The 11,730-nt window shown below is 74.2% G+C and carries 11 protein-coding genes; 8 read left to right on the top strand and 3 right to left on the bottom strand.

Translation table 11 applies throughout. The features are described 5' to 3' along the window. The first annotated feature begins 178 nt into the window (after positions 1-178). Positions 179-1,315 carry a glycosyltransferase family 4 protein gene (locus ACIOGZ_RS27850; protein ID WP_363582986.1) on the top strand — a complete coding sequence of 379 codons (1,137 nt, stop codon included), beginning with the start codon at positions 179-181 and terminating at the stop codon, positions 1,313-1,315. Positions 1,316-1,376: 61 nt separating this feature from the next. On the opposite strand, the gene ACIOGZ_RS27845 is transcribed toward ACIOGZ_RS27850, so the two are convergent. Further along, positions 1,377-3,170, bottom strand: coding sequence for a long-chain fatty acid--CoA ligase (locus ACIOGZ_RS27845; protein WP_363582984.1), 1,794 nt, complete (start codon positions 3,168-3,170; stop codon positions 1,377-1,379). 325 nt (positions 3,171-3,495) lie between these two features. Between ACIOGZ_RS27845 and ACIOGZ_RS27840 the strand changes: the two genes are divergently transcribed. From ACIOGZ_RS27840 to ACIOGZ_RS27820, 5 genes are all read left to right on the top strand, one after another. Further along, positions 3,496-3,957 (top strand): SRPBCC family protein, encoded by a 462-nt coding sequence (locus ACIOGZ_RS27840; protein ID WP_350884431.1) that lies wholly within the window; start codon positions 3,496-3,498, stop codon positions 3,955-3,957. 24 nt (positions 3,958-3,981) lie between these two features. Continuing rightward, a complete protein-coding gene (locus ACIOGZ_RS27835) occupies positions 3,982-5,154 on the top strand; it encodes an ArsA-related P-loop ATPase (RefSeq protein WP_363628796.1) in 1,173 nt (390 codons plus the stop codon). An 85-nt stretch (positions 5,155-5,239) separates the two neighbouring features. Continuing rightward, positions 5,240-5,617: a DUF5304 family protein gene (locus ACIOGZ_RS27830; protein ID WP_363582980.1), complete on the top strand. Its 378-nt coding sequence runs from the start codon at positions 5,240-5,242 to the stop codon at positions 5,615-5,617. 193 nt (positions 5,618-5,810) lie between these two features. After that, positions 5,811-6,755, top strand: a complete 945-nt coding sequence (locus ACIOGZ_RS27825; protein ID WP_363582978.1) for an ROK family glucokinase — start codon at positions 5,811-5,813, stop codon at positions 6,753-6,755. A 133-nt stretch (positions 6,756-6,888) separates the two neighbouring features. Next, positions 6,889-7,644 (top strand): endonuclease/exonuclease/phosphatase family protein, encoded by a 756-nt coding sequence (locus ACIOGZ_RS27820; RefSeq protein WP_363582976.1) that lies wholly within the window; start codon positions 6,889-6,891, stop codon positions 7,642-7,644. Here ACIOGZ_RS27820 and ACIOGZ_RS27815 read toward each other — a convergent pair. Both ACIOGZ_RS27815 and ACIOGZ_RS27810 read right to left on the bottom strand, forming a co-directional pair. Further along, the gene (locus tag ACIOGZ_RS27815; RefSeq protein ID WP_400987829.1) at positions 7,641-8,384 is read right to left on the bottom strand and encodes a hypothetical protein; all 744 of its coding nucleotides are present in this window, start codon (positions 8,382-8,384) and stop codon (positions 7,641-7,643) included. The two genes, ACIOGZ_RS27820 and ACIOGZ_RS27815, sit on opposite strands and share 4 nt — an antisense overlap. Positions 8,385-8,394: 10 nt before the next feature. Beyond that, positions 8,395-9,189 carry an alpha/beta fold hydrolase gene (locus tag ACIOGZ_RS27810; RefSeq protein ID WP_363582972.1) on the bottom strand — a complete coding sequence of 265 codons (795 nt, stop codon included), beginning with the start codon at positions 9,187-9,189 and terminating at the stop codon, positions 8,395-8,397. Positions 9,190-9,445: 256 nt separating this feature from the next. Between ACIOGZ_RS27810 and ACIOGZ_RS27805 the strand changes: the two genes are divergently transcribed. Together ACIOGZ_RS27805 and macS are read left to right on the top strand one after the other, a co-directional pair. Further along, the gene (locus tag ACIOGZ_RS27805) at positions 9,446-10,279 is read left to right on the top strand and encodes a lysophospholipid acyltransferase family protein (RefSeq protein ID WP_363582970.1); all 834 of its coding nucleotides are present in this window, start codon (positions 9,446-9,448) and stop codon (positions 10,277-10,279) included. Between the two features lie 35 nt (positions 10,280-10,314). After that, on the top strand, positions 10,315-11,574 hold the full coding sequence (gene macS, locus ACIOGZ_RS27800; protein ID WP_400987827.1) for a MacS family sensor histidine kinase: 1,260 nt from the start codon (positions 10,315-10,317) through the stop codon (positions 11,572-11,574). The last annotated feature ends 156 nt before the right edge of the window (positions 11,575-11,730 follow it).

Genomic DNA, 11,730 nt, shown 5'->3' with positions numbered 1-11,730 from the left:
AGGGGCGGGCACGGCACGCTTGGCCGGGCCGCCACCGGCCGCCTAGGTTCTAGGACTGACCCGGGGGTGAAACGGTTGCCGTGCGCGGATCCGTTCCCGGCGGGTCATGGTGTTGACCTATCGTACGGATCACCCAGCGGTACACCGAGCACCCCCCGACAAGCGAGCCGTGGCCTGAATGCACCGAACCTTGATCGTCACCAACGACTTCCCGCCCCGCCCCGGCGGCATCCAGGCCTTCGTGCACAACATGGCTGTGCGTCAGCCCGCCGGGAGCATCGTGGTGTACGCCTCCACCTGGCGGGACGGCAGCGAGGTGGCCCGCTTCGACGCCGAGCAGCCGTTCCCGGTGATCCGGGACCGGACGAAGGTGATGGTTCCCACACCGCGGGTCACCCGGCGGGCCGCCGAGATCCTGCGGGCGGAGAAGTGCGACTCGGTCTGGTTCGGCGCCGCCGCCCCGCTCGGGCTGATGGCGCCCGCGCTGCGCCGGGCCGGTGCGGCGCGGCTGCTCGGCATGACCCACGGGCACGAGGCCGCCTGGGCCCAGCTGCCGGCCGCCCGGCAGCTGCTGCGGCGGATCGGCGCGGGCACCGACGTGCTGACCTACCTGGGGGAGTACACCCGGTCCCGGATCGCGGGCGCGGTCGGGCCGCAGGCCGCGGCCCGGATGGTGCAGCTGCCGCCGGGCGTGGACGAGACGACCTTCCACCCGGGCTCGGGGGGCGCCGAGGTGCGTCGCCGGCTCGGGCTGGCGGACCGGCCGGTGGTGGTCTGCGTCTCCCGGCTGGTGCCGCGCAAGGGCCAGGACACGCTGATCGAGGCGATGCCGCAGATCCTCGCCGACGTGCCGGACGCCGTGCTGCTGATCGTCGGCGGCGGCCCGTACCGGGCGGACCTGGAGAAGCTGGCCGACGCCAAGGGGGTCCGGGCCTCGGTGCGCTTCACCGGCTCGGTGCCGTGGGAGGAACTGCCCGCCCACTACGGGGCCGGGGACGTCTTCGCGATGCCCTGCCGGACCAGGCGCGGGGGGCTGGACGTCGAGGGCCTGGGCATCGTCTACCTGGAGGCCTCGGCGACCGGTCTGCCGGTGGTCGCCGGCGACTCCGGCGGCGCGCCGGACGCGGTGCTGGAGGGCGAGACCGGGTACGTGGTGCCGGGCGGCTCGGCCGCCGCGGCCGCCGAGCGGATCGTCCGGCTGCTGGGCGACGAGGAGCTGCGGCGGCGGATGGGCGAGGCCGGGCGGCGCTGGGTGGAGCGCTCCTGGCGCTGGGACCTGCTGGCCGGGCGGCTGACCTCGCTGTTGGCGGCCTAGACCGGGCTCGGACCCGTGAGCGGGCCCCGTCTCCTTCGCCGGAGGCGGGGCCCGTACCCGGCTACTTCTGGTAGATCGCCTCGATGTCGGCGGCGAAGTCCTTCAGCACGAGGTTGCGCTTGAGCTTGAGGGAGGGCGTCAGGTGGCCGCTCTCCTCGGAGAACTCGGTGTCCAGCAGGCGGAACTTCTTGACCGCCTCGGCGTGCGAGACGGCCGCGTTGCCGTCGTCCACCGCGGCCTGGAGGGCGGCCAGCAGGTCCGGATCCTGGCTCAGCTCGGCCACCGTGGCGGTGGCGGGCTTGCCGTTGAGCTCCTTCCACTTGGGGAAGAAGTCCGGGTCGACGGTGACCAGGCAGGCCACGAAGGGCTTGCGGTCGCCGACCACCATGACCTCGCCGACCAGTGCGTGCGCCCGGATGCGGTCCTCGATCACGGCCGGGGCGACGTTCTTGCCGCCCGCGGTGACGATGATCTCCTTCTTGCGGCCGGTGATGGTCAGGTAGCCCTCGGAGTCGAGCGAGCCGAGGTCGCCGGTGGCGATCCAGCCGTCCTTGAGGGTGTCGGCGGTGGCCTGCGGGTTGTTCCAGTAGCCGGTGAAGACGTGCGGGCCCTTGAAGAAGACCTCGCCGTCCTCGGCGATCCGCACCGAGGCACCGGGGACCGGCTGGCCGACCGTGCCGATCTTCGGCTTGTCCCACGGGTTGAAGGCGGTGGCCGCGCAGGTCTCGGTCAGGCCGTAGCCCTCCAGGACGGTGAAGCCGATGCCCCGGTAGAAGTGGCCCAGCCGCTCGCCGAGCGGGGCGCCGCCGGAGATGGCGTGGGTGGCCCGGCCGCCGAGGGCGGCGCGCAGCTTGCTGTAGACCAGCTTGTCGAAGACCGCGTGCTTGATCCGCAGGCCCAGGCCCGCGCCGCCGGCGTCCAGCGCCCGGCTGTAGGCGATCGCGGTGTCGGCGGCCTTGTCGAAGATCTTGCCCTTGCCGTCGGCCTGGGCCTTGGCGCGGGCGGTGTTGTAGACCTTCTCGAAGACTCTCGGCACGCCCAGGATCAGGCTCGGCTTGAAGGCGGCCAGCTCGGTGGTGACGTCCCTGACGTCGGAGACGTGGCCCAGCTTGATCGGCGCCATCGCGGTGGCGATCTCGGCGATCCGGCCGAGCACGTGGGCCAGCGGCAGGAACAGCAGGACGGAGCTGTCGCCGGTGCGGAACAGCGGGGCCAGGCGCTCCACCACGTTGCCGCACTCGGCGAGGAAGTTGGCGTGCGTCAGCTGACAGCCCTTCGGGCGGCCGGTGGTGCCCGAGGTGTAGACGATGGTGGCGATCGAGTCGGCGGTCGCGGTCGAGCGGCGCTCCTGCACCGTCTCGTCCGGGACGTCCTTCCCGGCCTCGGCCAGCGCGGCGATCGCGCCGCCCTCGATCTGCCAGGTGTGCTTCAGCCCGGTGAGCCGGCCGCGGACCTCGTCGACCACCTTGACGTGCTGGTCGGTCTCGGTGACGACGGCGACCGCGCCGGAGTCGCCGAGGATCCACTCGACCTGCTCGGCGGAGGAGGTCTCGTACACCGGGACGGTGATCGCGCCGGCCGTCCAGATCGCGAAGTCCAGCAGCGTCCACTCGTACCGGGTGCGGGACATGACGCCCACCCGGTCGCCCGGCTCGATGCCCGCGGCGATCAGACCCTTGGCGGCGGCGTGCACCTCGGCCAGGAACTGCACCGCGGTCAACTCCTGCCAGCGGCCGTCCACCTTCCGGCTGAGCACCGCGACGTCCGGGTGTTCCGCCGCGTTCCGGTGCACAGGGTCGGAGAGATTACCGCCGCCGGGTACCTGATAGAGAGCCGGAAGGCTGAAGTCGAGCAAGACTGCTCCTCGTTCGCGACGCTGCGGGACGGCAGGACGTTACTGCCCGGTAGGCAGCTTCGACCAGGGGGGTCGGCTCCGGTGTTCGAAGTGTCACACCCGGCCGGGTCCGACCAGGCCGTGACCGGGTCGTTCGAATGGCACCCTACGACAGCCCCGAGGTGACCGGCCGGTAGCATGCCCCGCCGACCGGCGCCGGGCCCCCGCCGAGCCGCGGCCCGCGCGGCCGAGCCGATCGCTGGTCGCGGTAGCCTGCTCCGGGCGGACAAGGCCGAGCACGCTCGACCGGACCGGCAGGCAGAGGGACGACGCGGAGGGCCATTCCATGGCGGAGCACACCAGGTCGAGCATCACCATCGACGCGACCCCGGCCACGGTCATGGCCGTGATCGCCGACTTCGCCGCCTACCCGGCCTGGACCGGCGAGGTCAAGGAGGTCGAGGTCCTGGAAGCCGGCGAGGACGGCCGCGCCGCCCAGGTCCGCCTGCTGCTCGACGCCGGCGCCATCCGCGACGAGCACGTCCTCGCCTACACCTGGGACGGCGACCGCGAGGTCGGCTGGACCCTCGTGCGCAGCCAGATGCTCCGCTCGCTGGACGGCTCCTACTCCCTCGCCCCGCTCTCCGGCAGCCGCACCGAGGTGACGTACCAGCTCGCCGTGGACGTCAAGATCCCGATGCTCGGCATGATCAAGCGCAAGGCCGAGAAGGTCATCATCGACCGCGCCCTGGCCGGTCTGAAGAAGCGCGTCGAGGACGCCGACGGCAAGAAGCCCGTCCAGGGCTGACGCGGCGGAACGGGGGCCGACGGCATGACGGCGACACGCACCATCCTGGTCAGCGGCGACGCGGGCGCGCCCGTGGTGGCCGCCGCCACCGCCCTGCACGCCGCCCGGCGCGGCCACCGCACCTGGCTGCTGGCCGCCGACGACCCGCACCGCGCCCTGGACGGCGTCCTCGGCACCCGCCTGGAGCCCGAACCGGCCCGCTACGCACCCGGCCTGACCGTCTCCCGGATCGACGAGCAGGCCGCCTTCCGGTACGCCGCCGGCGAGCTCACCAGCCGGCTCAAACCCGCCCTCGACCTGCTCGGCGCCGAGCAGCTCGACCCCGAGGAGCTGACCGCCCTCCCCGGCATCGCCCGGATCGCCCTGCTGCGCGCCCTGCCCGCCGCCGACCAGGACGTCCTGGTCGTGCTCGCCCCGCCGCCCGCCGAGCTGATCGCCACCCTCGCCCTGCCCGAGCAGCTGGAGCGCTACCTGGACCGGCTCGTCCCCGAGCAGCGGCAGGCCGCCCGGGCGCTGCGCCCGCTGCTGGCCGGCCTGGCCGGCGTGCCGATGCCCGCCGAGTGGCTGTACGAGGGGCGGACCAAGGCCGCCGCGGTGCTCGCCGAGTCCCGCGCCGCGATCGCCGCGCCCGGCACCAGCGTGCGCCTGGTCGTGCCCGCCGACGGCCACCCGTACCGGGAACTGGGCCGGATCCGGGCCGGGTTGGCCCTGCACGGCCACCGGCCGGACGCCGTCGTGGTGCACGGAGTGCTGCCCGAGGGCGCGGCCGACTCGCCGGACCCGTGGCTGGCCGCGCTGGCCCGCCGCCGCCGGGAGGAACTGGCCGAGCTCGCCGCCGAGACCGACGCCCCGGTGCTGGCCACCGGACTGGCCGAGGCCACCCTGGAGGCCGTCGCCGACCGCCTGTACGGGGGCGGGCCCGGCCCGGAGCGGCTGGCCCCCGAGCCCTGGCCGGTCGAGGACCGCCTCGCCGAGGATGGCCTGCTGGTCTGGCACCTCGCGCTGCCCGGCGCCGACCGGGCCGAGCTGGACCTCGTCCGGCGCGGCGACGAACTGGTCGTCGGCCTCGGCGCCCACCGCCGGGTGCTCACCCTGCCGTCCGCGCTGCGCCGCTGCACGGTGGCCGGCGCGAGCCTGCACGATGGGGCGCTCTCGGTACGGTTCGCGCCCGACCCGGCGCTCTGGCCCCGGGGCTGAAGCCCTTTCGAGGCCCCTACCGGCTGTCCGGTAGCGTCGGGCCCGAGGGCCGCGGGGTGCGGCCACGGCTGAGGAGGCGCCCGCGATGACCAGCACCGACGACCGGACCGAGCCCACCGCCGAGCCGGGCGGCCCGCAGGCCCACCCGTTCGGGCCGGAGCTGGGCCCGCTGGTGGACGAGGTGCGCAAGCTCGCCTCCGCCGTCGGCCAGAAGGCGCAGGAGGCGAGCGCCGACACCCTGATCACCCTCTCCGGGCTGGCCGACCGGCTGCGCACCCAGCAGCCCGAGGTCTACTCCCACCTCGCCGCCGCCGGCTCCGGACTGGCCGCCGCGGGCACCGAACTGCTGGCCGCCTACCGGGCCGCGGTGGCCGGCCACGAGCACCGCTGGACGGCTGGCGAGGGCTCCCCCACCGAGCGGATCGACCTCGACACGCCTGACGAGGCGTCCGCCAAGCAGTGAATCCGTAACCTTCGAACCGTGATCGCGTTGCTCTGGTGCGTGACGAAGCGGGCGATTAGATACGACTTTTGAAGCTTGGCGGCCCGGTTGGTCCATGATTGTCTTCGGTTAATGTATGCGAGGCTGTGTACGGGGGGCAGGGTTGGGCGGTACCGTTCCGCCCAGCGGGAACGAGTGAATAGCTGAGGGACACATGGCTCTGACCATCGGCGTCGATGTCGGCGGGACCAAGATCGCGGCAGGCGTGGTCGACGAGGCGGGCGCGATCCTGGCCCGGACCAGGGTGCCCACCCCGGCCGACCCGCAGTGGGCGGTCGATGCCATCGCGCAGGCCGTGCGCGAGCTCAAGGAGCAGCACCCCGACGTCACCGCCGTCGGCGTCGGCGCCCCCGGCTTCGTGGACAGCAACCGTTCCACGGTGATCTTCGCTCCCAACATCGACTGGGAGAACGAGCCGCTGCGCGGCCGCATCGAGGAGCTCGCCGGCCTGGACACCGTCGTCGAGAACGACGCCAACTGCGCCGCCTGGGCCGAGTTCCGCTTCGGCGCCGCCGCCGACCACCGGGACATGGTGCTGATCACCGTCGGCACCGGCATCGGCGGCGGCATCGTCCTCGACGGCCGGCTGCACCGCGGCCGGTTCGGCGTGGCCGGCGAGATCGGCCACCTCAACATGGTCCCCGACGGCCTGGCCTGCGGCTGCGGCGGCAAGGGCTGCTGGGAGCAGTACGGCTCCGGGCGGGCGCTGCGCCGCTACGGCCGGGAGAAGGCCGCCGCCGACCAGGTGCGCGGCCGGCGGATGCTGGAGCTCAACGACGGCGTCGCCGAGACCATCCGCGGCATCCACATCACCGAGGCGGCCGAGGAGGGCGACCCGCTCGCCCTGGAGTGCTACGCCGAACTGGCCGACTGGCTCGGCCGCGGCATGGCCGACCTCGCCGCGCTCTTCGACCCGGGCGTCTTCGTCCTCGGCGGCGGCGTCTCCGATTCCGGCCGCCTGCTGCTCGACCCGGTCGCCAAGGCCTTCGAGCACTACCTCACCGGCGGTATCCACCGCCCGCGCGCCGAGGTCGTGCTGGCCTCGATGGGCTCCGCCGCCGGCATCGTCGGCGCCGCCGACCTGGCCCGCACCGCGTAGCCACCCCCCGAACCCGCCGGCGGCGGTGCGACCGGACCCCGACCAACCCCGGACGCGCCGCCGCCGACGCACGCCCCCGGCCCTGCCGTACGGTCGTCCCACGCACCACGTACGTACGGGGAGGACCAGGACCATGACCACGGCACCCGCCGAACCGCCGCCGCCCGGCCCGCGCCGGTTGCGCCTGCTCAGCTACAACATCCGCTCGCTGCGGGACGACCGGCGGGCGCTGGCCCGGGTGATCCGGGCCTGCGCGCCCGACCTGGTCTGCATCCAGGAGTCGCCGCGCTACTGGCGGCCCGAGGGCCAGGCCGCCTGGCTGGCCCGGAGCACCGGGACGGCCGTCCTGGCCGGCGGCGGCCGGACCGCCGCCGGGCCGCTGCTGCTCGGCCGGCCCGGCGCGGCGCAACTGCTGGGCGTGCACGACCGGCTGCTGCCCAAGACCCGCGGCCTGCACGCCCGGGGCTTCGCCACCGCGCTGCTGCGACTGCCCGGCGCGGCGCCGTTCACCCTCACCAGCTGCCACCTCAGCCTGGACGCCGACGAGCGGTACGGCCAGTTCGAGCTGCTGCTCGACCAGCTCGGGATCGCCGAACACGGCATCGTGGCAGGGGACTTCAACGAGCACCCGGACGGCAGGGGCTGGCAGCTGCTGGCCGCGCGGCTCCAGGACGGGTACCCGACCGCGCCCTGGGGCGGCGAGTTCACGTCCGTCCCCGAGCGCCCCTACCAGCGGATCGACGCCGTGTTCGCCACGCCCGGGATCACCGTCCTCGGCTGCGGGGTGCCGCACGGGCTGCCCGGCGTCACCGAGGCCGACCTGCGCGCCGCGACCGACCACCTGCCGGTGCTCGCGGTGCTGGAGCTGCCGGAGGCTCCGGCAACCTAGACGACCGCGCCGTTGTCCGGGTCCTCGGGCTCGTCCTCGTCGCGGTCCTTCATCCGGGTCACCAGGGTGACGAAGCCGCCGAGGAAGGCGGTGATCCCGACCCAGGCCGGCCAGCCGGCGATCTCCCGCCACACCACCGCGTCGAACAGCAGCAGGGCGGGGCCGCCGAGCACCGCGAGCCAGGCGAACTTCGCGGTGACGTCGGCGGTCGGCAGCGGCGGGGGCTCCGGCGGGACGTAGTGGTCCTCGTCGGTCTCCTCGGCCAGCTCGAAGTCACGCGGGCCCGAGCCCGCCGCCGGCATCACCGGCCGACCGGAGCGGGGGCGGGGCTGCGGGGCGAGGTCGGCGAGGTCGTCCGGGTCGGTCCGGGAGCCGGGGGCATCCTTGAGGCCGCCCTTCAGCTCGCTCTGCGCCCGGAGGTTCTCGACCTCCGGCCAGTTGGGATTGGTGAGGTCCACGGGGTCGTCGAACTGGGCGACCAGGGCGGCGAAGATCTCGTCCTGCTCGGCCTGGCTGCGCTCGGGGGCGCGCCGGGTGCGGGGCTCCGCGGGCGCGGTGGCGTCCGGTTCGGCCGGGCGCCGGTCGGCGGCCGTCGCTTCGGGGGCCTCCGCGGCCGGGGCGGTGACGCCGTCCGCCCCCGGACGGTCCGCCGGGGCGCCGCTCTGCGCGGTGCCGTCCTTCGTCGCGCCGTCCTCGCGGGGTGCCTCGTCCCCGCCGCCCGCCGTGCTGCTCTCGTGCACTTCCGGCCCTTCAGCCATGGTGATCGTCGGATTCGACCCCGGTGACGCCCACCGCGTGCGCGGGGGCCAGCCGTCGGATGAAGTCCTGGCTGGCCGCGAATATTTCCGCCGCGTCGTGGTCCAGCGTCGCGACGTGGAAGCTGCGCTGGCACAGCCGCTCCGTCACGTCGGTCGAGGATATCCGGGCCAGCACCAGTTCCGAGTTGGCCGGCGAGACGACGTGGTCCTGCGGACTGCGGAAGAGCAGCACCGGCTGGGTCACCTGCGGCAGCCGCCGTCGGACGTCCCGCCACAGCCGGCCCAGCGACCAGGCGGCGTTCAGCGGCGTCCGGTCGTAGCCCAGCTCGACCGCGCCGGGCTTGGCGATGTCGTCGGCGATCCCGGGCACGCTCGGCACGAGGTGCCGCAGCACCGGCAGCAGCACACTCGCGGGGTTGTCCGAGCGCACCGACGGGTTGACCAGCACCAGCCCGGACACCGCCGGACCGTGCAGCGCGGCCAGCCGCAGCGCCAGCGCGCCGCCCATCGACAGCGCGCAGACGAAGACCTGCTCGCACTCGGCGGACAGCGTCAGCAGTTCGTGCTCGACCTCGGCGTACCAGTCCTCCCAGCGGGTGACCTGCATGTCCCGCCACCGGGTGCCGTGCCCGGGCAGCAGCGGCAGCGACACGCTGAACCCGGCCGCGGCCAGTTCCTCCGCCCAGGGCCGCAGCGACTGCGGCGACCCGGTGAAGCCGTGGCACAGCAGCACCCCCACCGGTCCGCCGCGGTGGCGGTACGGTTCGGCACCGGGCAGCAACGGCATGGCGGACTCCTTCGCGGGCGGGTGGCGCTGGGGGAGGGACGCTGGAGGGGGAGGCTGCGGGAATCCGCATCGTCCCACGGCCCCGCCCGGGACGTACACCCCTCATGGCGGCTCCCGCGCGGGCCGCACACCCCTCGCGGCGGCCCCCGCGCGAGTGCTTGCGGGAGTCCGGCGGCGGCCCGCCGGGGCGGGGCGGGGCGCGGGCCGAGCCCACGGGGCATTAGGATCGACCGGTCCGCATAACAGGAGGCCCGGGTTGTTCTACCGACTGATGAAGATGATCGTCGCGCCACTGCTTCGGATCTTCTTCCGGCCGTGGATCGAGGGTGAGGAGAACATCCCCACCGAGGGCGCGGCCATCATCGCGAGCAACCACCTGTCCTTCTCGGACTCCTTCTTCTTCCCCGCGCTGATCAAACGCCGGGTGACCTTCATCGCGAAGGCCGAGTACTTCAACACCCCGGGCATCAAGGGCCGGCTGACCGCCGCGTTCTTCAAGGGCGTCGGCCAGCTGCCGGTGGACCGCTCGGGCGTGCGCGGCGCGGGCGAGGCCGCGATCCGCAGCGCCATCGCGGTGCTGGACGGCGGCGAGCTGTTCGGCGTCTACCCCGAGGGCACCCGCTCGCCCGACGGCAAGCTGTACCGCGGCAAGGTCGGCGGCCTGGCGCGCGTCGCGCTGGCCACCGGCGCGCCGGTCATCCCGGTCGCCATGATCGACACCGAGAAGGTCCAGCCGCCCGGTCAGGTGATCCCCAACTTCGGTACCCGCCCCGGCATCCGGATCGGCCGCCCGCTGGACTTCTCCCGCTACCACGGCATGGAGAACGACCGCTTCATCCTCCGTTCGGTGACGGACGAGGTGATGTACGAGATCATGCGGCTCTCCGGCCAGGAGTACGTGGACATCTACGCGACCGCGGCCAAGCGGCAGATCGCCGACGACAAGAAGAAGGCCGACGCCGAGCGCAAGGCCGCCGCCAAGGCGGAGAAGGCGGAGGCGGAGGCCGAGAAGGCCGCCGCCGACAAGGCCGCCGCGACGGAGAAGGCCGAGCAGTCCGGGCAGGAGCCGAAGGAGACCGGGTCGGCCTGACGACCGCGGGCGCGGCCCGGGGGAGGGGCGGAAGGATGACGGACGGCGAGAGAACCGGGGCAGTCGGCGGCGCGGTCGCGGCCGGGGGCATGTCCGTCGAACTGCCGTTGTGGAAGGCCATCTCCTACTTCCGGCTGCTAGCCCTCTGCTACGCCCTGCTGCGCTACCTCAATTCCTACCTGGACTTCCTGCACCCCGTCGCCGGCTGGATCTTCCTCGGTACGCTCACCCTCTGGACGCTCGCCAGCACCCGGGCCTTCGCCGGCCCGCAGCGCTGCACCTGGTACGTGCTCGGCACCGACCTCACCCTCGCCGTCACCGGCATCGTGATGAGCGGCCTGACCGACGACCCGGTGCGGATCAGCCACGGCGCGCCCACCCTGCCGACCATCTGGGCCGCCGGTACGGTGCTCGGCTTCGCCGGCAAGGGCGGCTGGCGCTGGGCGGCCGCCGCGGGCACGGTGATCGGCGTCGCCAACATCCTCGGCCACGGCGGCGCGACCGGCGACAACGTCCACAACATCATGCTGCTGATGGTGGCCGGCTGCGCCATCGGCTACGTCATCGAACTGGCCCGCGCCAGCGAGGCGACGCTCACCCGGGCACTCCAGGTCGAGGCGGCCACCCGGGAGCGCGAGCGGCTCTCCCGCGACATCCACGACGGCGTGCTCCAGGTGCTCGCCCTCGTCCAGCGCCACGGCGCGGAACTCACCGCGAGGCCGGCCGAGGGCGCTGCGGCCGTGGCCGGTGGACGCCCGGGCGGCGACGCCGACTTCGCCGAACTCGGCCGGCTGGCCGGCGAGCAGGAGCGCGCCCTGCGGGCGCTGATGACCGGCGGCCCGATCCCGGGGCAGCGCCCGCCGGAGCGCGGGGCCGGGGAGCCGCAGGACCTCACCGCGCTGCTGCGCCCGTACGCCGACGAGCGGATCACGCTGTCCGCCCCCGGCGGGCCGGTGCTGCTGTCCGCCGGGGCGGCCGGCGAACTGGCCGCGGCGGTCGGCGCCGCCGTCGACAACGTCCGCCGGCACGCCGGGGAGCGGGCCCGGGCCTGGATCCTGGTGGAGGACGAGCCGCAGGCCGTCACGGTCAGCATCCGCGACGACGGCCCCGGCTTCGCCCCCGGCCGCCTCGGCGAGGCGGAGCGGGCCGGGCGGCTGGGCGTCTCCCAGTCCATCCGCGGCCGGCTGCTGGACCTCGGCGGCACGGCCGAGCTGTACTCGGCGCCCGGGGAGGGCGTCGAGGTCGAACTCCGCGTCCCGAGGAAGGGCTCTGATGACCGATCAGCCGACGACTGACCGGCCGATACGGGTGATGGTCGTGGACGACCACCCGATGTGGCGCGACGCCGTCTCGCGGGACCTCGGCGGCACGGCCGAGCTGTACTCGGCGCCCGGGGAGGGCGTCGAGGTCGAACTCCGCGTCCCGAGGAAGGGCTCTGATGACCGATCAGC

The sequence above is a fragment of the Kitasatospora sp. NPDC088160 genome, assembly GCF_044741445.1.
In the GTDB taxonomy this organism is placed as follows: Bacteria; Actinomycetota; Actinomycetes; order Streptomycetales; family Streptomycetaceae; genus Kitasatospora.
This window is presented reverse-complemented; position numbering and strand designations above follow the sequence as displayed.

Coding starts and splice junctions, on each gene's coding strand:
- ACIOGZ_RS27850 (WP_363582986.1), top strand. CDS start 179: ATGCACCGAACCTTGATCGTCACCAACGACTTCCCGCCCCGCCCCGGC.
- ACIOGZ_RS27840 (WP_350884431.1), top strand. CDS start 3,496: ATGGCGGAGCACACCAGGTCGAGCATCACCATCGACGCGACCCCGGCC.
- ACIOGZ_RS27835 (WP_363628796.1), top strand. CDS start 3,982: ATGACGGCGACACGCACCATCCTGGTCAGCGGCGACGCGGGCGCGCCC.
- ACIOGZ_RS27830 (WP_363582980.1), top strand. CDS start 5,240: ATGACCAGCACCGACGACCGGACCGAGCCCACCGCCGAGCCGGGCGGC.
- ACIOGZ_RS27825 (WP_363582978.1), top strand. CDS start 5,811: ATGGCTCTGACCATCGGCGTCGATGTCGGCGGGACCAAGATCGCGGCA.
- ACIOGZ_RS27820 (WP_363582976.1), top strand. CDS start 6,889: ATGACCACGGCACCCGCCGAACCGCCGCCGCCCGGCCCGCGCCGGTTG.
- ACIOGZ_RS27810 (WP_363582972.1), bottom strand. CDS start 9,189: ATGCCGTTGCTGCCCGGTGCCGAACCGTACCGCCACCGCGGCGGACCG.
- macS (WP_400987827.1), top strand. CDS start 10,315: ATGACGGACGGCGAGAGAACCGGGGCAGTCGGCGGCGCGGTCGCGGCC.